This is a genomic window from Pseudomonas sp. DC3200b2, from assembly GCF_049895785.1.
Lineage (GTDB): Bacteria > Pseudomonadota > Gammaproteobacteria > Pseudomonadales > Pseudomonadaceae > Aquipseudomonas > Aquipseudomonas massiliensis.
Window position 1 is genome coordinate 48833 of sequence record NZ_JAFCTA010000001.1, and the last position, 20165, is coordinate 68997.

At 64.0% G+C, this 20165-nt stretch carries 26 protein-coding genes and 1 pseudogene; 13 read left to right on the forward strand and 14 right to left on the reverse strand.

The window, feature by feature from the left end; translation table 11 throughout:
• Positions 1–30: 30 nt before the first annotated feature.
• The 5 genes from ACP691_RS00285 to ACP691_RS00305 all read right to left on the reverse strand — a co-directional run bounded on the left by ACP691_RS00285 (position 31) and on the right by ACP691_RS00305 (position 3939).
• A complete protein-coding gene (locus ACP691_RS00285; RefSeq protein ID WP_426152349.1) occupies positions 31–729 on the reverse strand; it encodes an OmpW/AlkL family protein in 699 nt (232 codons plus the stop codon).
• Positions 730–843: 114 nt separating this feature from the next.
• Positions 844–1338: a DUF3299 domain-containing protein gene (locus ACP691_RS00290; protein WP_426152652.1), complete on the reverse strand. Its 495-nt coding sequence runs from the start codon at positions 1336–1338 to the stop codon at positions 844–846.
• A gap of 62 nt (positions 1339–1400) precedes the next feature.
• Positions 1401–2666: an ABC transporter permease gene (locus ACP691_RS00295; protein ID WP_426152351.1), complete on the reverse strand. Its 1266-nt coding sequence runs from the start codon at positions 2664–2666 to the stop codon at positions 1401–1403.
• On the reverse strand, positions 2666–3373 hold the full coding sequence (locus ACP691_RS00300; protein ID WP_426152353.1) for an ATP-binding cassette domain-containing protein: 708 nt from the start codon (positions 3371–3373) through the stop codon (positions 2666–2668). Before ACP691_RS00300 ends, ACP691_RS00295 begins: the two co-directional genes overlap by 1 nt.
• Positions 3374–3375: 2 nt before the next feature.
• On the reverse strand, positions 3376–3939 hold the full coding sequence (locus ACP691_RS00305; protein WP_426152355.1) for a DUF2796 domain-containing protein: 564 nt from the start codon (positions 3937–3939) through the stop codon (positions 3376–3378).
• Between the two features lie 151 nt (positions 3940–4090).
• On the opposite strand from ACP691_RS00305, the gene ACP691_RS00310 reads away from it, so the two are divergent.
• Positions 4091–4456 carry a hypothetical protein gene (locus tag ACP691_RS00310; protein ID WP_426152357.1) on the forward strand — a complete coding sequence of 122 codons (366 nt, stop codon included), beginning with the start codon at positions 4091–4093 and terminating at the stop codon, positions 4454–4456.
• Here ACP691_RS00310 and trxA read toward each other — a convergent pair.
• The 3 genes from trxA to ACP691_RS00325 are packed head-to-tail and all read right to left on the reverse strand — an operon-like array spanning position 4450 to position 6496.
• Complete coding sequence (trxA, locus tag ACP691_RS00315; RefSeq protein ID WP_426152359.1) at positions 4450–5322, reverse strand: thioredoxin; 873 nt, start codon at positions 5320–5322, stop codon at positions 4450–4452. The genes ACP691_RS00310 and trxA overlap by 7 nt on opposite strands.
• A 32-nt stretch (positions 5323–5354) precedes the next feature.
• Positions 5355–6038 carry a class I SAM-dependent methyltransferase gene (locus ACP691_RS00320; protein ID WP_426152361.1) on the reverse strand — a complete coding sequence of 228 codons (684 nt, stop codon included), beginning with the start codon at positions 6036–6038 and terminating at the stop codon, positions 5355–5357.
• The gene (locus ACP691_RS00325; RefSeq protein ID WP_426152363.1) at positions 6035–6496 is read right to left on the reverse strand and encodes a YbaY family lipoprotein; all 462 of its coding nucleotides are present in this window, start codon (positions 6494–6496) and stop codon (positions 6035–6037) included. Before ACP691_RS00325 ends, ACP691_RS00320 begins: the two co-directional genes overlap by 4 nt.
• A gap of 142 nt (positions 6497–6638) precedes the next feature.
• Between ACP691_RS00325 and nrdR the strand changes: the two genes are divergently transcribed.
• The 10 genes from nrdR (at position 6639) to ribA (ending at position 14096) form a co-directional block, all read left to right on the forward strand.
• Complete coding sequence (gene nrdR / locus ACP691_RS00330) at positions 6639–7103, forward strand: transcriptional regulator NrdR (protein WP_040261541.1); 465 nt, start codon at positions 6639–6641, stop codon at positions 7101–7103.
• A complete protein-coding gene (gene ribD, locus ACP691_RS00335) occupies positions 7100–8239 on the forward strand; it encodes a bifunctional diaminohydroxyphosphoribosylaminopyrimidine deaminase/5-amino-6-(5-phosphoribosylamino)uracil reductase RibD (protein ID WP_426152366.1) in 1140 nt (379 codons plus the stop codon). Before nrdR ends, ribD begins: the two co-directional genes overlap by 4 nt.
• A gap of 22 nt (positions 8240–8261) precedes the next feature.
• On the forward strand, positions 8262–8921 hold the full coding sequence (locus ACP691_RS00340) for a riboflavin synthase (RefSeq protein WP_426152368.1): 660 nt from the start codon (positions 8262–8264) through the stop codon (positions 8919–8921).
• Between the two features lie 16 nt (positions 8922–8937).
• Positions 8938–10029, forward strand: a complete 1092-nt coding sequence (ribBA, locus tag ACP691_RS00345) for a bifunctional 3,4-dihydroxy-2-butanone-4-phosphate synthase/GTP cyclohydrolase II (protein WP_426152370.1) — start codon at positions 8938–8940, stop codon at positions 10027–10029.
• 80 nt (positions 10030–10109) lie between these two features.
• Positions 10110–10586: a 6,7-dimethyl-8-ribityllumazine synthase gene (gene ribH / locus ACP691_RS00350; RefSeq protein WP_426152372.1), complete on the forward strand. Its 477-nt coding sequence runs from the start codon at positions 10110–10112 to the stop codon at positions 10584–10586.
• Positions 10583–11080, forward strand: a complete 498-nt coding sequence (nusB, locus tag ACP691_RS00355) for a transcription antitermination factor NusB (RefSeq protein ID WP_040261546.1) — start codon at positions 10583–10585, stop codon at positions 11078–11080. Before ribH ends, nusB begins: the two co-directional genes overlap by 4 nt.
• Positions 11081–11085: 5 nt before the next feature.
• A complete protein-coding gene (gene thiL, locus ACP691_RS00360; protein ID WP_426152374.1) occupies positions 11086–12057 on the forward strand; it encodes a thiamine-phosphate kinase in 972 nt (323 codons plus the stop codon).
• On the forward strand, positions 12054–12557 hold the full coding sequence (locus ACP691_RS00365; RefSeq protein WP_426152376.1) for a phosphatidylglycerophosphatase A family protein: 504 nt from the start codon (positions 12054–12056) through the stop codon (positions 12555–12557). Before thiL ends, ACP691_RS00365 begins: the two co-directional genes overlap by 4 nt.
• A gap of 14 nt (positions 12558–12571) precedes the next feature.
• On the forward strand, positions 12572–13372 hold the full coding sequence (locus ACP691_RS00370; protein WP_426152378.1) for a substrate-binding periplasmic protein: 801 nt from the start codon (positions 12572–12574) through the stop codon (positions 13370–13372).
• Positions 13373–13499: 127 nt separating this feature from the next.
• The gene (gene ribA, locus ACP691_RS00375; RefSeq protein ID WP_426152380.1) at positions 13500–14096 is read left to right on the forward strand and encodes a GTP cyclohydrolase II; all 597 of its coding nucleotides are present in this window, start codon (positions 13500–13502) and stop codon (positions 14094–14096) included.
• Positions 14097–14198: 102 nt separating this feature from the next.
• Here the strand turns inward: ribA and dxs are convergent, their stop codons facing one another.
• From dxs to ACP691_RS00400, 5 genes are all read right to left on the reverse strand, one after another.
• Positions 14199–16085: a 1-deoxy-D-xylulose-5-phosphate synthase gene (dxs, locus tag ACP691_RS00380; RefSeq protein ID WP_426152382.1), complete on the reverse strand. Its 1887-nt coding sequence runs from the start codon at positions 16083–16085 to the stop codon at positions 14199–14201.
• Positions 16086–16170: 85 nt separating this feature from the next.
• Positions 16171–17058: a (2E,6E)-farnesyl diphosphate synthase gene (gene ispA / locus ACP691_RS00385; RefSeq protein WP_426152384.1), complete on the reverse strand. Its 888-nt coding sequence runs from the start codon at positions 17056–17058 to the stop codon at positions 16171–16173.
• The gene (locus ACP691_RS00390) at positions 17055–17297 is read right to left on the reverse strand and encodes an exodeoxyribonuclease VII small subunit (protein ID WP_040261553.1); all 243 of its coding nucleotides are present in this window, start codon (positions 17295–17297) and stop codon (positions 17055–17057) included. The genes ispA and ACP691_RS00390 overlap by 4 nt, the downstream gene beginning before the upstream one ends.
• An 83-nt stretch (positions 17298–17380) precedes the next feature.
• Complete coding sequence (locus tag ACP691_RS00395) at positions 17381–17821, reverse strand: DUF421 domain-containing protein (RefSeq protein ID WP_426152386.1); 441 nt, start codon at positions 17819–17821, stop codon at positions 17381–17383.
• Between the two features lie 12 nt (positions 17822–17833).
• Positions 17834–18340, reverse strand: coding sequence for a hypothetical protein (locus tag ACP691_RS00400; protein ID WP_426152388.1), 507 nt, complete (start codon positions 18338–18340; stop codon positions 17834–17836).
• 187 nt (positions 18341–18527) lie between these two features.
• On the opposite strand from ACP691_RS00400, the gene ACP691_RS00405 reads away from it, so the two are divergent.
• Entirely contained in the window at positions 18528–18746 is a 219-nt protein-coding gene (locus ACP691_RS00405) for a PLD nuclease N-terminal domain-containing protein (protein ID WP_040261556.1), read from the forward strand.
• Here the strand turns inward: ACP691_RS00405 and ACP691_RS00410 are convergent.
• Positions 18731–19624, reverse strand: a complete 894-nt coding sequence (locus tag ACP691_RS00410; RefSeq protein ID WP_426152391.1) for a LysR family transcriptional regulator — start codon at positions 19622–19624, stop codon at positions 18731–18733. The two genes, ACP691_RS00405 and ACP691_RS00410, sit on opposite strands and share 16 nt — an antisense overlap.
• A gap of 375 nt (positions 19625–19999) precedes the next feature.
• On the opposite strand from ACP691_RS00410, the pseudogene ACP691_RS00415 reads away from it, so the two are divergent.
• Positions 20000–20143: pseudogene (locus ACP691_RS00415) on the forward strand (MBL fold metallo-hydrolase); the annotation flags it as partial.
• Between the last annotated feature and the right edge of the window lie 22 nt (positions 20144–20165).

Sequence of the window (20165 nt, forward strand, 5' to 3'; positions counted from 1 at the left end):
GGTGATCGCGCCCGGCTTCGGTAGGCGTTACTAGAACCTGTAGCCCAGGCCGACCATGTACACCCAAGGGTCCACCTCGACGTTCACCTTGGTGCGGCCCACGCCCAGCGCGGTAGGGCCGTCCACGCTGGCCTTGGTGTTGATGTCCGCGTACCAGACGGCGGCATTGAACATCAGGTGGTCGGTAAGCATGTAGTCCATACCCAATTGCCCGGCCAGCCCGATGGAGTCTTGCAGCTTGAAATGGCTGAAGCCCTGGGCCTTGCGCTGGCTGCTCAGGTCTTCGTTATAGAAAAGGGTGTAGTTGACCCCTATGCCCGCATAGGGCTGCAGGCGCGAGCTTGGCGCCAGGGGGTAGTACTGGAGGGAGAGGGTGGGTGGCAATTGGCGGATGTCGCCCAGCTTGCCGTCCAGGCCATCGATGCCGGTAGCCGCGCTGATGCCCTTTACGCCGACCCGATGCTGAAAGGGCGTGGCGGCCAGCAGTTCGATGCCCACATGGTCGGTGATCATGTATGCCAGGGCCAGGCCCAGTTGTGTGTCGCCGTCCAGGGTCGCCTTGGTGCCGCTGACGCGGGTACCGTCAAGCTTGAGTTCACCGCTGTCTTCGTTGGGGGCAACCTTGGCCGCGCCGGCACGGATGATGAAGTCCCCAGCCTGGTGAGCGAAGGCCGCGGGGGCGGCAAGCGCCAGGGCAAGGACAGCGGCAGTGAACACAGACGTTTTCATGAAAGCTCCATTGACGAACGAATGGCGCCATCCTGAACGTCTCACTTGGTGCAATTATTGACTTGGAGCAATAAATGACCGGCTAGGCCTGCGACAACCCGTCGCATGCCTGGCTCAGTCCGGCAGTTCGTAAGCGAAGATTTTCTCCGCCTCCAGCTGATAACCCGCTTCGGCCAGATCGCTGACACTGGCCTTGACCTGCATAGGGCCTTCGACCCAATAGGGCTGATACAGCTCCTCTACCTTCACCCCCAGCTCTGTATGTACATGGACGATCTGGTTCGAGGGAGGCGGTGGTACATGGATGCAGGCGCCGTAATAGGGCACCAGGAGAAAATCCGTGGTGCGGCCGTCGTCGTTTACCTCCAGCGGTACGATATAGCCGGGCAGGCGCACCCGCTGGCCATCCAGTGCCTTGACCACCGGGGCGTGGGGAGCCAGCTGATGAGCCGCCGGCGCCGCTTCCACCAGCCCGGTACTCAGCTTGGACAGATCATGCATGGGGGTAAGCACCGGGGCGATCTTGGGCGCGTCCGGGGGGATCAGCGCCTCCCAGGTCAGCACCTGGATTTGATCCGCCGCAACGGTTTTCGCCAGTAGCATGAGCATGCAGAACCACAGGTAGCGCATCGGATCTCTCATCATGGAATCATCACACTGCAGGCGGCCGCCTACAGGTGTACGGTAAGGCCATCGGCCAGCGATTGCCGGTAAGCCCGCCAGGCGGGGAGGGCGCCAATAAGCAAGGCCGCGATCAATACCAGCCCGAGCAGGGACCATTCATACCTGCTAGGCCACGCCAGGGGCAAGTACAGCCCATAGTTGGCCTGTACGAAGCCTTGGGCACCGGCGATGCCTGCGTACAGAAGCGCCACCCCTGCCACTATCCCCGTCAACGCCAGGGCTCCGGCTTCAGCGATCATCAGAAAGGCGATCTGCCATGGGCGGGCACCCACCGAGCGCAGAATGGCCATCTCCCGTCGGCGCTCGTTGAGGCTGGTCAGGATGGCCGTGAGCATACCGATCAAACCAGTCAGCACTACGAACAGCGAGACCACGAACAGCGCCTGCTCCGCTGTGCCCATCAGGCTCCACAGCTCTTGGAGCGCTACCCCTGGCAGTATCGCCAGCAGCGGTTCGTCCAGGTATTCGTTGACCTCACGCTGCAGCGCAAAGGTCGTTACCCGGTTGTTCAGGCCCACCAGCATCGCGGTAATGGCCTTGGGCGCAAGGTCCATGTGCCGGGCTTGTTCGGCGCTGATGCGTTGCTCGCCGCGGGCCGGCATGCCGTTGTGCCAGTCGATGTGCATGGCTTCCATGCCTGCCAGGCTGATATGCAGGGTGCGATCGACCGGGGTGCCGGTGCGCTTGAGGATGCCCACCACCTTGAAGGGCTTGTCGTCATGCTTGACCAGGCTGATGGTAGCCACGCCGTGGGCCAGCACCAGTTCGTCGCCCAGCTTGTAATGCAGGGCCTGGGCTACCTCGGCGCCCAATACCACCTCGAAGGGGTCTTCAGCGAAGGGGCGTCCCTCGGCCAGCGCCAGGGCTTGCCCTTGGCCATAATGGTAGTGCTCGAAGTAGTTCAGGTCCGTACCCATCACTCGATAACCGCGATGGGAGTCGCCCAGGGAAATGGGAATCGCCCACTTCACTCGGGGGTCGTTCGCATAGTGTTCGTAGCTGCTCCAGCGGATGTTGTTGGTGGCATTGCCGATGCGGAATACCGAGTACAGCAACAGGTTGATGGACCCAGAGCGGGCGCCTATCACCAGATCGGTGCCGCTGATCGTGCTGGCGAAGCTGGCTCGGGCTTCGGTGCGCACGCGCTCCACCGCCAGTAGCAGGCAAACCGACACGGCGATGGCGAAGGCCGTCAACGCGGCGGTGAAACGGCGATTGCCCAGGCTTGCCAGGGCCAGGCGTAACAAAGGCATCAGGCCTCCGGCGCGCGCGCGGCGCGGTTCAGTTCAATCAGGGATTCAGCGCGGTCGAACAGTGTGGCCAGGCTCTGGTCGTGGCTGACGAACAGCAGCCCTGCGTCGGCGGCCCGGCACTCTTCGAACAGCAACCGCAGGAAAGCCTCGCGGGCGTCACTGTCCAGCGCCGAGGTCGGCTCATCGGCGATCACCAGTTCCGGCTGGCCAATGAGCGATCGGGCCGCGGCGACCCTTTGCTGCTGGCCGATAGAGAGCGCGTCGGCGCGTCTTTCCCATAGTTCGTTCGACAGTCCAAGGCGCTCAAGGAGGGTATGTGCCGCCTTTTCGACGCTGCCGTAACGTTCCAGCGCGCGAGCCTTGCGCAAGCTCGAGAACTGACAAGGCAGCGATACGTTCTCGCGCACGGACAGGAACGGCAACAGGTTGAACTGCTGGAAGATATATCCGGTGTGGTCCACTCTGAAGCGGTCACGGGCGCCCTGACCCAGCGCGGCCAGGTTCTGCCCCAGCAGCAGCACCTGACCACGGCCGGGCAGTCGCACACCGCCCAACAGCCCCAGCAAGGTGGTTTTGCCGCTGCCGCTCGGCCCCTTCAAGAACAGGCTTTGGCCGCGGTCCAGCCGCAATGAAGGCAAGTCCAGAAGCTCGGGCTGGCCTGGCCAGGCGAAGCCCACTTCCTGGAGTTCGATCAAGGCTGCGGTCATGTTCAGAAAGCCAGCTTGCTGTTGTCCGGGGTGGCATCCAGGCCAACCTGGCCATTGGGGGTAATGGCTTGGACCAGCACCTTGTGGGTCGACGGGAAGGTGGTGAAGAACCGTGCCAGATCCAAGCCCGTCAGTGCCTGGGGTTGCTCGCAATGGAACTGGAAGTGACCGTCCACATCGCTGTGCTCGTGGTGCGCGTCGGCGTCATGCTCATCGTGGTCGTGGTCGGAAGCTGCATTGCCAAAGAGGGGGCTGAGCAGCTCCTGGCGGGTCACGCTGCAACGGGCCGCGGTTGGGAGGTTGAACAGCTCCAGGGGCGCAGTCAGTTTTTCCCGCGCGCGGGCAACGGCGGCACGGTCTGCATCGGACGTGGGTGCGTGCTCGAAGCCCACCAGGTTCATGCCCGGGCTATCCAGGTCCAGGGCAAGGGTTTGGCCATCCAGGGCGACATCCAGATGGACAGTGCCATGCTCATGGGCGCCCAGGCTGCCATGATTATCGGGTGCCGCTGCGTGGCTCAGGCTGGGCAGCAGGCAAAGAGAAAACGCAAGTAGAGCATGGCGCATGATAAGTCCGGTCCGCTGGTAAATTTTCGTTATGTTATAACTATTGTGGTCATCCCGCCTAGCCTCGTCCATGAGGGTTTCATGTAAGCCATCATGACCCCGGCGGTAACACCCGTGCTATGGTCGGAATCCTATTTCACGAGGTGAAGGAATGATCAGAATCACGGGTACCCTTGGCCAGTGGCCGGTGGACCTTTGCATCGAAATGGGCGAGAGCGATTGGGCCCGATTGCAAGGCGTGCTGCAGGTTACCCCGGCAGGTGACGCCCATGCGCTGGAAACCCCGGCTTCGCCTACGCCACAAATGGCGGCGGCCAGCGACGAGCTGTGGGAACGCGCGCTGGCACTGGTCGAAGCCAGCGGCCAGATCAGTGGCCCGGCCTTGTTCGAACAATTGGAAGGGCTGGCCGGCAGTGCCCAGGCGGGCAAGCGGCTGTTGGTGCGCTTGCGCCATTGCCCACAGGTGCGGGTACTCAGTGGCGCCGACGCGCCACTGTATACCTGGGCTGGTCAGTAAAGCGCGGCGAAAAGCTTGCGGCGGTAGGTGGTCACCAGGGGATGATCATTGCCCAGCAAATCGAAGACTTGCAGCAGCGTCTTGTGTGGCAGCCCTTCGTTGTACGCCCGGTTGCGCTGGAACAGCTTCAACAAGCCGTCCAGGGCAGCCTCGTACTGCTGGCGGGCCAGTTGGCGTACGCACAGTTGATAGGCGGCTTCGTCGTCGCTGGGGTTCTGGGCCAATCGGCTTTTCAGCTCGGCGGCATCCGGCAGGTCGCCGGCCTGGCGCAGGAAGGTCAACTGCGCCTTCGCGCCCGCCAGGGCCGCCTTGTGTTCATCACCCGTAACCGCGTTAAGCACTGTCTCCGCCTCGCTCAATGCGTTGCGCTCAGCGAGGCAGCGGGCGTAGAGGATAAGCGCGCCGGCATTGCTATTGTCGGTGCTGAGCAAAGCCTGCAAGGTGGCCTCCGCCTCGCTGTAGCGACCTTCGGCGAACAGTGCCTGGGCTTGCTCATAAGGATCTGCCGCGGCGGGGGCCGGCTCGGCCACGTGGGGCTCAAGCATCGCGCGGATCGCCGACTCGGGCTGGGCGCCGGCGAAACCATCCACCGGCTGACCATCCTTGAACAGCACCACGGTCGGCAGGCTGCGCACGCCAAACATGGCCACCACCTGCTGTTCCACGTCGCAGTTCACCTTGGCCAGCAACAGCTCCCCTTGGTAGCTTTCGGTAATCTTCTGCAATATCGGCATCAGCGCCTTGCAGGGTGCGCACCAGTCTGCCCAGAAATCCACCAGCACCGGTTTGTGGAAGGAGTTCTCGAGCACCAGTTGCTGGAAGTTGGCATCGGTGGCGTCGAAGATGTAAGGGGTGTCCTGACTCATGGTGAATCCCGAAGAAGGCAAGGTTGATGACACTATAAAGGCTGCGCTCGTGGCCCGGTAGTCAGTGCCTGGCCATGGTACAGGCTGACCCGGCGAAATTCCGCGGGCTCGGCCAGGTCCGGCAGGGTCAAGGCGTCCAGGCATGCGAGCTGTCGATAGGCCGGATGCTTGAAGTCCCGCACCCGGGAGTCCGCTACCAGGGCATGGGGCGCATGCTCGAGAAAGCGGTCCAGCAGAGGCAGGTTCTCGAGGTCATAGAGTACGTCGGCGACCAGGATCAGGTCGAACGGGCCTTGGGCGGTGGTGAAGTCCCCGCTGTGGCCAAGCGTTACTCCGTTCAGCGCCGCGTTGGCTTCGCAGGCTGCCAGGGCCAGTTCGTCGATGTCACAGACGACCACTTCAGCGGCCCCCGCCCGGGCCGCGGCAATGGCCGCCACGCCGGAGCCTGCGCCGAAATCCAGCACGCGCCTGCCTTGTACCCACTGCGGGTGCGAAGCCAGCCAGCGAGCCATGGCCAGCCCGCTGGCCCAGCAGAAGCTCCAGTAGGGCGGAGCCTGGAGGATGCGTCGGGTTTCCTCGCCGCTGAACGGGCGAGCCATATGGGCCGGGTCGAGCAGCCACAGGCGCAAGTCGGTACCCGGCAAGGTCGATTCGATCAAGCGGGCGTCGCCGAGCAATTCCCGTACGGCTGTCTGGAGCAGTTCCAGGGACGTCATGGCGCCTTGGTCATTTCCAGCGTACCCAGCGCCTGGGTGGCGGGGCCGCCGATCTGTCTGGGCGGCAGGTGCAGGATCAGCTGCCCGGATTGGCTCGCTCGGCCGCGCAGTTCAACGTGGCCCTGCTGGGGGAAGGCCTCCGGGTTGAAGCGCAGCCGGAAGGGCAGGGGCTGCCCCGTTCCGGCCAGCGTCGTGTTGGCCAGCAACTGTTGTGGACGGCCGCGATCATCCACTACCAGCATGGCCAGCTCTACTTCGGCGCCCCTGGGAATGGCCAGCAATTGCCCGCTGAGCTCGCGCTGGTAGGCAGGCAGAGGGCCGAGCGGCTCGGGGTCACGAATGTCCGGGGCGGCGGGCTTGGTCACCGGGCTGGCGGGTACCGCTGGCGTGGGCGGTTCGCCGGCGCAGGCAGCCAGCAGCCCGAGGCAGCAGAGCAAGGCAAGTGAACGTACTGTCATGGGCCTGTTCCTGTAGGCATGTCTGATGGCGTCATCGCAGGGGCCTGTATACCGCAAAGCCCGGCTCGTGTCTTTGCCAAGGCTGTGTCTCGGCCGGGCGATGCGCTAACATTGGCGTCCATTTTCAAGCTGACTGGCTGCCATGCACTGTCCCTTCTGCGCTGCCAACGACACCAAGGTCATCGATTCGCGGTTGGTCGCCGAAGGCGAACAGGTCCGCCGCCGCCGTGAGTGCGTCGCCTGTGGCGAACGTTTCACCACCTTCGAAACCGCCGAGCTCGTCTTGCCTCGCTTGATCAAGCAAGACGGCAGCCGCCAGCCCTTCGACGAAGAAAAGCTGCGCGCCGGCATGCAGCGAGCCTTGGAAAAACGCCCGGTGAGCATCGAGCGGCTGGAAGCCGCCTTGGGTCATATCAAGGGGCAATTGCGTGCCACGGGCGAACGGGAAGTCAAATCCCTCGTCGTTGGCGAGCTGGTAATGGCGGAACTGCGCAAGCTCGACGAAGTGGCCTATATTCGTTTCGCCTCGGTGTACCGTCGCTTCCAGGCACTGGATGAGTTCCGCGAAGAGCTCGACCGCCTGGCCCGGGAGCCGGCCAGCAAATGATTACCCCCCTGCAGGACAGCCTCGACCACCGATTCATGGCACGCGCCCTGGAGCTGGCGCGGCACGGGCTGTATTCCACCCACCCAAACCCCAGAGTCGGCTGTGTGATCACCCAGGGCGAACAGGTGGTGGGAGAGGGCTGGCATGTACGCGCCGGGGAGCCTCACGCCGAGGTACATGCGCTGCGCCAGGCCGGCGAAGCCGCGCTTGGCGCCACGGCCTACGTGACCCTGGAACCCTGCAGCCATCACGGACGAACGCCGCCTTGCGCCGACGCCTTGCTCGCTGCCGGGGTAAGCCGCGTCGTTGCAGCCATGCAGGACCCGAACCCGCAAGTGTCGGGCCAGGGGCTGGCAAGGCTGGCCGCGGCAGGGGTTGTCGTACGCAGTGGCGTGCTGGAGGGCGAAGCCCGGGCCTTGAACCCCGGGTTTATCAAGCGCATGGAGTGCGGCCTGCCTTTCGTGCGGGTCAAGCTGGCCATGAGCCTGGACGGGCGCACGGCCATGGCCAGCGGCGAAAGCCAGTGGATAACCGGGCCCCAGGCACGCCGTGAAGTGCAGCGCCTGCGTGCCCGCTCCAGCGTAGTGCTCAGTGGCGCGGATACCCTGCTTGCCGATGACGCCCGGTTGACCGTACGCCCGGAGGAGCTGGGCCTTGGCGAAGCCGAAGCCGCGCTCGCGGCCAGTCGCCAGCCACTGCGGGTTCTGGTCGATGGTCGGCTGCGGGTACCCCTGGACGCGCCTTTCTTCAAGGCCGGCCCCACGCTGGTGGTCTGCGCGACGCCACCCGTGGACCCGCAGGCTTATACCGCCATGGGCGCCGAAATCCTGTGTGCGCCGGGCCACAACGGTCGCTGCGACCTGGTCGAGCTATTGCGCTCGCTGGCGCAGCGCGGTGTCAACGAGGTGTTGGTCGAAGCCGGTCCAAGCCTGGCCGGCGCCTTCGCTCAAGCGGGGCTGGTGGATGAGTACCGCTTGTTCATGGCCGGCACCTTCCTCGGCTCCAGCGCGCGGCCCTTGCTGGATTGGCCATTGGCGCGCATGGCCGAGGCGCCCCGCTTGAAGATCACTCGGCTGCGCGCGGTGGGCGACGACTGGCAGGTCATCGCCGTGCCCGCGCTCGCTCGCCCCGTATAATTCCCGTTTTCCGGAGGTCCTCATGTTTACCGGTATCATCGAATCCATTGGCAGCATTCGTGCCCTCACGCCCAAGGGCGGCGATGTGCGGGTGTACGTGCACACCGGCAAGCTGGACCTGGCCGACGTCAAGCTCGGCGACAGCATCGCGGTCAATGGCGTTTGCCTGACCGCCGTGGAGTTGCCCGGCGATGGCTTCTGGGCTGACGTCAGCCGGGAAACTCTCGACTGCACCGCCTTCAATGACCTGAAAGTCGGCAGCCCGGTCAACCTTGAAAAGGCGCTGACCCCCAGCAGTCGCCTGGGCGGCCACCTGGTGAGCGGTCACGTGGATGGCGTGGGCGAGATCATCGCTCGTAGCGATAATGCCAGGGCGGTGCAGTTCACCGTTCGCGCGCCCAAGGCTCTGGCCCGCTATATCGCCCACAAGGGGTCGATCACGGTCGACGGCACCAGCCTCACCGTCAACGCAGTCAACGGCGCCGATTTCGAGCTGACCATCGTCCCGCATACCTTGGCCGAAACCATCATGGCCGACTACCGCCCTGGCCGCCGCGTGAACCTGGAGGTGGACCTCCTGGCCCGCTACCTCGAGCGGCTGCTGCTGGGCGACAAAGCCGCCGAGCCAGGCCAGGGCGGCATCACTGAAAGCTTCCTGGCCGCCAACGGCTACCTCAAATAACACAAGGGGGTGCCTCGTGGCGCTCAATACCGTCGAAGAGCTGGTCGAAGACATCCGTCAGGGCAAGATGGTCATCCTCATGGATGACGAAGATCGAGAGAATGAAGGCGACCTGATCATGGCCGCCGAATGCTGCCAGGCCGAGCACATCAACTTCATGGCGCGCTTTGCCCGTGGGCTGATCTGCATGCCCATGACCCGTGAGCGCTGTGAAACGCTGCGGTTGCCGCTGATGGCGCCGCGCAATGGCTCCGGTTTCGGCACCAAGTTCACCGTTTCCATCGAAGCCGCCGAAGGCGTGACCACCGGGATTTCCGCCGCCGATCGGGCCCGCACCGTGCAGGCGGCCGCCGCCAGGGACGCCGTGGCCGAAGACATCGTCAGCCCCGGTCATATCTTTCCGCTGATGGCGCAACCCGGTGGAACGCTCGCCCGCGCCGGGCATACCGAGGCTGCCTGCGACCTGGCGCGCATGGCCGGGTTCGAGCCCGCCGGGGTCATCTGCGAGGTGATGAACGACGATGGCACCATGTCCCGTCGGGCTGAACTCGAGGCTTTCGCCGCCGAGCACGGGATCAGGATCGGCACCATCGCCGATCTGATTCACTACCGCATGATCCACGAGCGCACCGTGCTGCGAGTATCCGAGCAACCCTTGGATACCGAGCTGGGTCAGTTCAACCTGGTGACCTATCGTGACTCGGTGGAAGGCGACGTGCACATGGCGTTGACCCTGGGCAAGGTGAAAGCGGACGAACCCACGCTGGTTCGCGTCCATAACATGGACCCGCTGCGCGACCTCCTGATGGTTCGCCAGCCTGGCCGCTGGAGCCTCAGGGCGGCCATGACCCAGGTAGCCGAAGCCGGCGCCGGGGTGGTGCTGCTTCTAGGCCATCCGCTCGATGGTGATCAGTTGCTGGCCCATATTCGCGAAGCCACCGAGCATGTACCGGTGAAGAAACCCAATACCTACAGCACGGTGGGGGCGGGCTCGCAGATCCTGCGTGATCTGGGCGTGCGCAAGATGCGCCTGATGAGCTCGCCCATGAAGTTCAACGCGATATCCGGATTCGACCTGGAAGTTGTAGAATACGTGCCCTCCGAATAAACAGGCCGCGCGCCTGCTTTTCGACTTTACTTATCACAGGCCGCATCGCGCGGCCTGGCTCTTTAATACGAGAATGCCGAATGACCCTGAAGACCATCGAAGGTACCTTCATTGCCCCCCAGGGGCGCTATGCGCTAGTGGTGGGCCGCTTCAACAGCTTCGTCGTGGAAAGCCTGGTCAGCGGCGCGGTCGACGCCCTGGTGCGCCATGGCATCGATGAAAGCGACATCACCATCATCCGCGCCCCCGGCGCGTTCGAGATTCCACTGGTAGCCCAGAAGGTCGCCCAGCGCAGCGAATTCGACGCGATCATCGCCCTGGGCGCGGTCATCCGTGGCGGTACCCCGCATTTCGAATACGTGGCTGGCGAATGCACCAAGGGCCTGTCCCAGGTGTCCATGGAGTTCGGCGTGCCCGTAGCCTTTGGCGTGCTGACGGTCGATAGCATCGAGCAGGCCATCGAGCGCTCCGGCACCAAGGCCGGTAACAAGGGCGCCGAAGCCGCGCTCTCCGCCCTGGAAATGGTCAGCCTGCTGGCGCAGTTGGAGGCCAAGTGATCAGCGACGAAAACAACGGTTTCAACCCGCGCGAACCCAAAGACCCGGCTACGGCCAAGAGCAAGAGCGCCAAGCGGCGTGAGGCGCGGAAAATGGCGACCCAGGCCCTGTACCAGTGGCAACTGGCCGGGCACTCGCTCAATGAAATCGAAGCCCAGTTCCGTGTGGACAACGACTTCAGCGATGTCGATGGCGCCTATTTCCGCGAACTGCTGCATGGCGTGGCCACCAACAAGGGTGAAATCGATGCCAGCCTCAAGCCCTGCATGGAACTGGCCCTCGAAGAGCTGGACCCGGTAGAACTGGCGGTGCTGCGCCTGTCGACCTTCGAACTGCTCAAGCGGGTGGACGTGCCCTACCGTGTGGTCATCAACGAAGGCATCGAACTGGCGAAGATCTACGGCGCCACTGACGGCCATAAATTCGTCAACGGCGTACTGGACAAGCTGGCGCCCAAGTTGCGGGCACCCGAAGTCAACGCACACAAGCGCTAAGGGTCGTGGCGCTCGGTGAATTCGAGCTGATCCGCCGTTTCTTCGCGGCGGCGGCATGCGCGCGGCCAGGCGGCGGCGTTGCGCTGGGCATTGGCGATGACTGCGCCTTGCTGGCGCCGCCCGCGGGTGAGCAGTTGGCAGTTTCCACCGACACCCTGGTGGAAGGTGTTCATTTTCCCCGGAATGCGCCGCCCGCCAGGCTCGGCCAGCGGGCCCTGGCGGTCGCCGCCAGCGACCTGGCCGCGATGGGGGCCGCGCCTTTGGGCTTCACCCTGGCGCTGACCTTGCCGGAGGTGAACGCCAGCTGGCTCCAGGACTTTGCCCAGGGGCTGGACACCATGGCTCAGTCCTGCGGCCTGCGCCTGGCGGGTGGCGATACCACCCGAGGGCCCTTGAGCCTGACCCTCACCGTATTTGGCGGCGTGCCCGTTGGGCAGGCCTTGACCCGCGCCGGTGCCCGGCCGGGTGACCTGGTGTGCGTGGGGGGTACCCTGGGCGACGCTGCGGGAGCCTTGCCGCTGGTACTGGGCGAGCGCTCGGCCAGCGAGGCAGTGGCTGGCCCGCTGCTGGCCCATTATTGGGCACCGCCGCCCCAGTTCACCCTCGGCCTGGCGCTTCGCGGCAAAGCCACCGCCGCCCTGGACATCTCCGATGGCTTGCTCGCCGACTGCGGCCACATGGCCACGGCCTCGGGGGTGGCGATGCGCATCGAACAATCGCGGTTGCCGCTGTCTGATACTCTACGTGCCTTTCTTCCCCCCGCCGCCGCACTGGAAGCGGCGCTCGGTGGCGGCGACGATTACCGGCTGGCCTTCACCCTGCCTGCTGAGCATCTGGCTGCTGTGGTCAGCCTGGAACCTGGCGTGCGAGTCATCGGTCAGGTGCTGGCTGGCGAAGGGGTTTGCCTGGTCGATGAGCAAGGCCTGGATGTAACGCCAGGCCAGCGGGGTTATCAACATTTTCGGGAGCGACCGTGACAGATCATCCGAACCAGGTGCCCGCGGAGTTCGTGCCGCCTTCGGTATGGCGCAACCCCTGGCACTTCCTCGCCTTTGGCTTCGGCTCGGGTACCTTGCCCAAGGCGCCCGGCACCTGGGGCTCGCTGGTTGCGGTACCTTTCATTCCGTTGTGGCAGATGCTGCCAGATTGGGGCTATTGGCTCATGCTGGGCGTGACCATGCTGTTCGGCTTCTGGCTCTGCGGGAAGGTGGCCGACGACCTGCGCGTGCATGACCACGAAGGCATCGTCTGGGATGAAATGGTCGGCATGTGGATCACCCTGTGGCTCGTGCCCGAGGGCTGGTATTGGCTGGTTGCCGGTTTCCTGGTGTTTCGCTTCTTCGATATCCTCAAGCCCTGGCCGATCCGCTGGGTGGATCGCCACGTGCATGGCGGCATAGGCATCATGCTCGACGACCTGATCGCCGGCGTCTTCGCCTGGCTGGCGATGCAAGGGCTGGTTCTGCTATTTACCTGAATGAGGGTGGCCGCATGGATTGGCGCCAAGGGGCCTGGCCCCTGTTCAAGTGCTTGCGCGCGCTGTGCTGGGCGGGCGTGGCCGCCTGCCTCACGCCCATCGCGACGGCCGAGCCCAAGCCAGGAACCGTGGAAGTCGTCAGCGAGGCGTGGAACGACTACACCTCCGCAGACGGCACTGGCCTGGGTTGGGACCTGATACGTATCATCTTCGAGCCTGCCGGCTACAAGGTAGTGTGGCATATCGAACCCTACCTGCGTTCGGTAGGCCTGGTTCAGCGGGGCGAGGCGGACGCCTGGGTGGGCTCTTATGAAAACGAGCGTGATGCCCTGTACCCCAGCTGGCATTACGATACCGATCACATCTACGCCTTGAGCCTGGCCAGCCACCCGGCACCGACCCTGGCCACGCTCGGCGATGCTCGCCTGGCCTGGGTGCGGGGTTACGAGTTCCAGCGCTACCTGCCGGGCATCAAGCACTACGAGCATATCGAGCGGCGCAACGGCATCCTGGAAATGCTCAAGCGCGGTCATGCGGACTTCTACATCGATGCTGAGCAGGAGATGGACTTCATCCAGCAGCAAGAGGCGGACCCCTCACATTATCGCCTCACTCACCTGATCGACCTGCCGCTGTACCTGGGCTTCGCCAATAATCCGCGCGGGCGCGAGCTGTGCAAGGTGTATGACAAGCGCATGGCCGAGCTGGTCGCCAGTGGGGCCTTGAAGCCCCTCTACCGCCGCTGGAAGATGGCTTACCCCTTTGGCCACGAGCCGATGCCACGCAAGACATCCATAGAAGCTTGTGATCGGTAAGGTCGAAAATTTGAACTGAGCGCGCCATCGGGCCGATGTTACAATGTGACATCTTTGCCCAGGGCCAGCGTGTCGAGCGGTGGCCATCCCGCGGCTGTTTTCATTTGATGACAGATAGGAGCACCCGGTGCCCGTCGCTTTCGTTGCAGCTTCCAAACTGCCCACCCCCTTCGCCACCTTTACCATGCATGGCTTCTTCGAAGAGGCTACAGGTCGCGAGCACGTTGTCCTGACCCTGGGCGATGTAGCCGATGGTCAACCGGTACTGGGGCGGGTCCATTCCGAATGCCTGACTGGCGATGCGCTGTTCAGCCAGCGTTGTGATTGCGGTGCTCAGCTTGAAGCCGCGCTTCAGGCCATTGCCAAGGAGGGGCGTGGCGCATTGCTCTATCTTCGACAGGAAGGGCGGGGCATCGGCTTGTTGAACAAGATCCGCGCCTACGAGCTACAGGACAACGGCGCCGACACTGTCGAAGCCAATGAGCGCCTGGGTTTCGCGGCCGACCAGCGGGATTATTCCATCTGCCTGCCGATGCTGGAGCACCTGGGCATCAAGGCCCTGCGCTTGATGACCAACAACCCCCGCAAGGTCAAGGCATTGACAGACATGGGGATCACCGTGGCCGAGCGGGTACCGCTGCATACCGGGCACAACCCCCACAACAAGTATTACCTGGCCACCAAGGCGGGCAAGCTTGGCCACATGATGGACCGGCCCTCGTAGCCACGGCAGTTGGCCAAGGATGAGCCTGCGGGAACTAGCGCCAGCCAGCGAAAGGCCCCGAAAGCTTGTGCAAATTGGCCAGCTTCGCTGGCTCGCACAGGGTCATGGAACCTTGGCGAGCCGGGCACGGATGGCCGCTTCGATGCCGGCTTCATCCAGGCCGCATTCGGCGAGCATCTGCGCCGGCTTGGCATGTTCCACATAAACATCTGGCAGACCAAGGTGCAGCAATGGAACGGCAGTGCCTTCGGCTGCCAGGAACTCGCCCACGGCCGAACCCGCGCCGCCCATGATTGCATTTTCCTCCAAGGTCACCAGTAGTCCGTGCTGGCTTGCCATCTCCCGGACCAGGGCTTCATCCAGAGGCTTCACGAAGCGCATGTCCACCACGCTGGCGTCCAGCCGCTGGGCCACGGCCAGGGCTTCGGCAAGCTGCACCCCAAAGACCAGGATGGCCACGTCCTTGCCTCTACGACGAATCACGCCCTTGCCGATCTCGACCGTGCCCAGGCCAGGTTCGATGCTTGCGTTCGGGCCGGTGCCACGCGGATAGCGAACCGCGGCCGGCCCAGGATGCTGGAAGCCGGTGCTGAGCATCAGGCGCAGTTCGTTCTCGTCGCTCGGCGCCATGATCACCAGGCCCGGTACGCAGCGCAGATAGGAAAGATCGAAGCTGCCCGCGTGGGTCGGGCCATCCTCTCCCACCAGGCCGGCGCGGTCGATGGCGAATAGCACGTCCAGCCCTTGCACCGCCACGTCGTGGATCAGTTGGTCATAGCCGCGCTGCAGAAACGTGGAGTAGATCGCTACCACGGGCTTGATGCCGTCGCAGGCCAGGCCCGCCGCCAGGGTAACCGCATGCTGTTCGGCGATGGCGACATCGAAGTAGCGTTCAGGGAAGCGCTCACTGAAGGCAACCAGGTCCGAGCCTTCCTTCATGGCGGGGGTAATGCCCACCAGACGCTCGTCCGCGACCGCCATGTCGCACAGCCACTGGCCGAAGACGCTGGAGTACTTGGGGCCGGACGCTTTCCTGGGCGCCGCCGGGACGGGTTCGAGCTTGGTGATGGCGTGGTAGCCGATGGGGTCTACTTCGGCGGGGGCGAAGCCCTTGCCCTTCTTGGTCACGACATGCAGGAACTGCGGCCCCTTGAGGTCGCGCATGTTGCGCAAGGTAGCAATCAAGGTCGGAAGGTCGTGGCCATCGATGGGGCCGATGTAGTTCCAGCCCAGCTCTTCGAAGAGCGTGCCGGGTACCAGCATGCCCTTGGCGTACTCTTCCGTGCGCCGAGCAATTTCCCAGGCGCCCGGAAGCCGCGAAAGCACCTTCTTGCTCCCTTCGCGCATGCTTGCATAGGTTCGGCTGGAAAGGATCTTCGCCAGGTAATTCGACAGGCCGCCCACATTGCGGGAAATGGACATGTCGTTGTCGTTGAGCACCACCAGCATATCGGCGTTGACCTCCGGCGCATGGTTCAGCGCCTCGAAGGCCATGCCTGCGGTGAGCGCGCCATCGCCGATCACCGCGATCGCCTTGCGCGGGCTACCTTGCAGGCGCGCGGCGATGGCCATGCCCAGGGCCGCGCTGATGGAGGTGCTCGAATGCCCAACGCCGAAGGTGTCGTACGGGCTCTCGCTGCGTCGCGGGAAGGCGGCGAGGCCGTCCTTCTGACGCAGGCTGTGCATCCGCTCCCGACGGCCGGTGAGGATCTTGTGCGGGTAGGCCTGGTGGCCTACGTCCCACACGAGCCGGTCTTGCGGGGTATCGAACACGTAATGGAGCGCGATGGTCAGTTCGATGACCCCGAGCCCGGCGCCGAAATGGCCCCCGGTCTGCCCCACGCTGTAGAGCAATTCCAGGCGCAACTCGTCAGCCAGGCTTTCCAGCTCGGCTTCACCCAGGCGACGCAGCCCGTCCGGGGTGTCGGCGCGGTCGAGCAGCGGAGTCAGCGGGCGCTCACGGGGGATCTCTTGGAACGTCGTAGGCATCAGGCGGATCGTTTTGTAAGCCATAAAGGGCAAGAGTTTACCCTATGGCGTAGACCTATAGCAGCCTGAGCTTGCCCGAGGGGCTTCAATTGCGCCGGTCCACGATATAGCAGGCCAGCGCTCGCAAGGGCTCGGCGGCCTCTGCGTAGGTACTCAAGGATTGCAAGGCCTGGTCGCGCAGCTCATGGGCATAGCCCCTGGCCCGATCGATTCCCAGCAGGGCGGGATAAGTCGGCTTGTCGCGGGCGATATCCGCCCCTTGACGCTTGCCCAGGGTAGCCGTATCGCTTTCTACGTCCAGAATGTCGTCCTGTACCTGGAATGCCAGGCCAATGGCACGGGCATAGGTACGCAGCGCCACCAGGTCCGCCTCAACGGCGCGCTCGCTGGCCAGGGCGCCCAATACCACGCTGGCCTCGATCAGGGCGCCGGTCTTGTGCCGATGCATTTGCTCAAGGGCGGCCTGGTCCAGCTTGAGGCCCACGGAACCCAGGTCGATCGCCTGGCCACCGACCATGCCAGCCGGCCCGGCTCCCACAGCCAGGGCGCTGACCATGCGCAGCCGGGTAGCATCGCTTAGGCAGCCAAGGGCGGGGTCGGCCAAGGCACCGAACGCCATGGCTTGCAGACCGTCGCCGGCGAGGATGGCGCAGGCTTCGTCGAAGGCCTTGTGGGTGGTCGGCTGGCCGCGACGCAGGTCATCATCGTCCATGGCCGGCAGGTCATCGTGAACCAGGGAATAGGCGTGGATGAGTTCCACGGCGCACGCCGCGCCGTCAGCGTTCGCGGGATCCCCACCCAAGGCTTCGCAGGCCCCGTAGACCAGCAAGGGGCGGACTCGCTTGCCGCCGTTCATCACGCTGTAGCGCATGGCCTGGTACAGCCTGGCCAATTCCGTCAGGCCGGGTTGGAAGAGGCGCTCGAGGGCGCTGTCCACCCGCGCCTGGCAGCGGGCCTGATAGCTGGCGATCATTCGGTTTCATCCACGTCCAATGGCGTTTCAACCAGTTGGCCGTCACGTTCGAGCAACTGCTGTACCTTTACCTCCGCGGCCGCCAGGGCATCCTGGCAGTCCCGGGTCAGGCGGATGCCCTGCTCGAACGCCGTGAGCGAATCCTCCAGGGACAGTTGGCCGTTTTCCAGGCGCTCTACCAGCGTCTGCAGGTCGGTGAGGGATTGCTCGAAATCCACAGCGCTTTTCTTTCTGGCCATGGCGGCCCTCTCAGCAAGCTAATCAACCGAGCGACGTTAGCAGAGCCGGAAGGGGTGGGCAAACTGGCACGGTCTTGGGTTCTTCAATTGCGGATGATCGAAATGCTGCCGTTGCGCTCCAGAATGGCGAAGCGAATATCTTCCATGCGTTCCACGCCCTGGCTGCAGCGAGCGGTCTCCAGGATGTCCGCTTCGGTCAAGCGTGCCCTGGCCAGGCGGGCGCTGAGCGGCCTGCCGTTTTCCACCAGGATCATGGCGCCGTTGTCCAGAAGTCGGGTCAGGCTTCGCAAGCGCTGCTTGGCCAGGGTGAAGCCAATGTCCATGGCGATCAGGGTGGCGATGACCAAGACCGCGTTGGTAAAGGAAAAGTCATCACCCAGCAAGGCCTGCTGAGTGGCTTCGCCAATGATCAGCAAAAGCACGAAATCGAAAGTGGTGAGGTCTACCAGCGATCGCCTGCCGGCGACCTTGAACAGAATGATAAGCGCGACATACATCGCGGCGGCGCGCAAGGCAGCATCCATGTAGGGCTCCGTTCAGGGGTAGATGAATTTGGAGACAGCGACACGCGCGCCAGTGGATAACCCGACGTCGCCCTTGAACAACCAGGCGCCATCACTGCGCAGTGTGAGGTAGAGCACCGCATCACCCTGGGCGTCGGCTTGCAAGGGGATAAGCAGGTCGCGGCCGCGACTGGAAGCTGGCCCGGCTTGCGGTTGTAACGCTTCTAGCGCCATTCCCTCGAGCAGCTCGCCGGGCAGCGTTACGTTCAGGTGTTGGCCTGGCCTTCCGCGAGCCGTAATGATCATCCGTTCTTCGGCGCCGTTACGGCTGAAGCGTTCATAGTCCACGGTCAGGCTGCCATCGGGGCTGACAGCCTTCGCGGTCGAGAGCGGCCCCTTGGAAAACAGACCGAGCAAGGTCAGCGCGATCAACGCCAACAAGGCATACCAGCCCACCCGCTCTATGCGCCAGGCCCGACGCTGGCGTGCCATGTCTTCGACAATCGGGTAGCTGCGGTTGGCAAATTCGTCCTGCTCCATCACCGCCTCGTGCTTGGCTGGTTTTGCCGTTGGATCAAATGCCTGCTCAAGCGTTCCGCTCTGCCTTGACGGCCGACCGCTCGTCCGATGCTGAGCCGCTGCGCTGAACCATCGGCTGCGATAAACGCCGACAGTAATATCGGGTGACAGGGGTCGCCCGGGCTTTCAGGCTATGAGGAGTACTACCATGGACTCGTTACTTTCCGGGCTGATTGGCATCGTTGTCCTGCTTGCCGATATCTGGGCAATCGTCAGCGTCTGGCGCAGCGACAAGTCTTCCGGCACCAAGATCGGCTGGACGGTGCTGATCTTCATCCTCCCTGTGGTCGGGCTGGTGATCTGGGGCATCATGGGGCCACGCGGCATGCACCCCGCGCCCTCGTCGCCGACTCACAGCAAAGGCTGATCCGCTGGCTCAGGCTGTTCGAACGCTTCAGTGATGGCGTCGATGACCGCGCGGACACGGGCGCTGTGGCGCAGGTCCGCATGGGTGACCAGCCAGAGGTCATAGCCCTGGCTGGCCGTGCGGTCGGGCCACAGGCGCACCAGGCCGGCCCGCTCGGCCAAGACGACCGGCAATTCACCCAACCCCATGCCTAGTTCCACGCAGCGGCGCACGAAGAGGCTGGAGCTCAAGGCAGCGACCAGTTCCCCATTGTGAATGGCTTCCCCCGCCAGGGTTGGCCCGCCGGGACGCTGCAGGTAGGGCGCGTAGATCACCAATTGATGACCGGCGAAGCCAGAGCCGGGCTCAGGTTCGCCGCGTCGCGCCAGGTAGGCGCTGGAGGCGAACAGGCCGACAGGCCAGCGGGTGAGTCGACGGCCGATCAAATCCGGGTTTTCCGGTTTCACGTTGCGAATGGCGATATCGGTTTCCCGCTTGCTCAAACTCAGTAGCCGAGTTGACCCCTCCAGATGTACCTCAAGCTCAGGATGTCGCAATGACAGCCTGGCCATGGCTGGGATCACCACATCCATCGCCAGGGTTTCGGTGCAGGCGACCCGTACCTGGCCTTGCAAGCGGTTATCCGTGCCCTGGACCTGCCGCTCGAGTGTCAATGCGGCCTGCTCCATCTGGCGAGCGGCTTCCAGGGCGATTCCGCCGGCTATGGTGAGGGTATAGCCTTGGGAACTGCGTAGGAACAAAGTAGTGCCAAGCGCTTGCTCCAGCGCGGCCAGTCGCCGGCCCACGGTGGCCTGATCGACGTTCAACGCCCGCGCCGCGCCACGCAAGGTACCGTTACGGCTGACTGCAAGCAGTACGCGATTATCATCCCAATTCATTCGGCCCATCCTGCTCGATCCCCCTCGCTGAGCCGGGCAAAGCAGAGCCTGGCCAGCAAAGCCTAAGCGGGGGGCGATCTGTCGCCAAGTTCGAGCGCAACAAAGCGGCACAGCGTGGCCACCCGCGCACCGAAGTGCAAGCCGCCAGCCAGGGGCGCGGTGATCCTAGAAGCGTCTTCGGCTTTTCAGGTACAGATCGTGGTCTTCATTTCCCGGCAAGTTTCCCGCCCACTGGGCCTGCTTGCCCTTGTGCGGCTGTCTTTCCCAACGCTACCGTGCATGTAGAGCAGGACGAGGCTGACTATTGGCTAAGCCCGGCGAACAAGGCCAGGGCCGCGCCGGCGGCCCGGGAGTACTTCGCCATCGCCCAGCCTGGCAGCCGACCATAGCTGGGTGGTGGCGGCTCACTTGCCCTTCCCAGGCCTGGGTCATATCACCCAGGTGGGGGGCAGCTTCAACTGGGCGCCTGCGCTATACGGGCCGTATCATCCGGCAGCCAAGGTGCCGCTGCTGAAGTAGCCCCGGGTCGCGGTGCTCTGTG

Bases quoted from the DNA above. Each gene is read 5' to 3' on its own strand.
- ACP691_RS00285 (WP_426152349.1), bottom strand. From the start codon at position 729: ATGAAAACGTCTGTGTTCACTGCCGCTGTCCTTGCCCTGGCGCTTGCC.
- ACP691_RS00290 (WP_426152652.1), bottom strand. From the start codon at position 1,338: ATGCTCATGCTACTGGCGAAAACCGTTGCGGCGGATCAAATCCAGGTG.
- ACP691_RS00295 (WP_426152351.1), bottom strand. From the start codon at position 2,666: ATGCCTTTGTTACGCCTGGCCCTGGCAAGCCTGGGCAATCGCCGTTTC.
- ACP691_RS00300 (WP_426152353.1), bottom strand. From the start codon at position 3,373: ATGACCGCAGCCTTGATCGAACTCCAGGAAGTGGGCTTCGCCTGGCCA.
- ACP691_RS00305 (WP_426152355.1), bottom strand. From the start codon at position 3,939: ATGCGCCATGCTCTACTTGCGTTTTCTCTTTGCCTGCTGCCCAGCCTG.
- ACP691_RS00310 (WP_426152357.1), top strand. From the start codon at position 4,091: ATGATCAGAATCACGGGTACCCTTGGCCAGTGGCCGGTGGACCTTTGC.
- trxA (WP_426152359.1), bottom strand. From the start codon at position 5,322: ATGAGTCAGGACACCCCTTACATCTTCGACGCCACCGATGCCAACTTC.
- ACP691_RS00320 (WP_426152361.1), bottom strand. From the start codon at position 6,038: ATGACGTCCCTGGAACTGCTCCAGACAGCCGTACGGGAATTGCTCGGC.
- ACP691_RS00325 (WP_426152363.1), bottom strand. From the start codon at position 6,496: ATGACAGTACGTTCACTTGCCTTGCTCTGCTGCCTCGGGCTGCTGGCT.
- nrdR (WP_040261541.1), top strand. From the start codon at position 6,639: ATGCACTGTCCCTTCTGCGCTGCCAACGACACCAAGGTCATCGATTCG.
- ribD (WP_426152366.1), top strand. From the start codon at position 7,100: ATGATTACCCCCCTGCAGGACAGCCTCGACCACCGATTCATGGCACGC.
- ACP691_RS00340 (WP_426152368.1), top strand. From the start codon at position 8,262: ATGTTTACCGGTATCATCGAATCCATTGGCAGCATTCGTGCCCTCACG.
- ribH (WP_426152372.1), top strand. From the start codon at position 10,110: ATGACCCTGAAGACCATCGAAGGTACCTTCATTGCCCCCCAGGGGCGC.
- ACP691_RS00370 (WP_426152378.1), top strand. From the start codon at position 12,572: ATGGATTGGCGCCAAGGGGCCTGGCCCCTGTTCAAGTGCTTGCGCGCG.
- dxs (WP_426152382.1), bottom strand. From the start codon at position 16,085: ATGCCTACGACGTTCCAAGAGATCCCCCGTGAGCGCCCGCTGACTCCG.
- ispA (WP_426152384.1), bottom strand. From the start codon at position 17,058: ATGATCGCCAGCTATCAGGCCCGCTGCCAGGCGCGGGTGGACAGCGCC.
- ACP691_RS00390 (WP_040261553.1), bottom strand. From the start codon at position 17,297: ATGGCCAGAAAGAAAAGCGCTGTGGATTTCGAGCAATCCCTCACCGAC.
- ACP691_RS00395 (WP_426152386.1), bottom strand. From the start codon at position 17,821: ATGGATGCTGCCTTGCGCGCCGCCGCGATGTATGTCGCGCTTATCATT.
- ACP691_RS00400 (WP_426152388.1), bottom strand. From the start codon at position 18,340: ATGGAGCAGGACGAATTTGCCAACCGCAGCTACCCGATTGTCGAAGAC.
- ACP691_RS00405 (WP_040261556.1), top strand. From the start codon at position 18,528: ATGGACTCGTTACTTTCCGGGCTGATTGGCATCGTTGTCCTGCTTGCC.
- ACP691_RS00410 (WP_426152391.1), bottom strand. From the start codon at position 19,624: ATGAATTGGGATGATAATCGCGTACTGCTTGCAGTCAGCCGTAACGGT.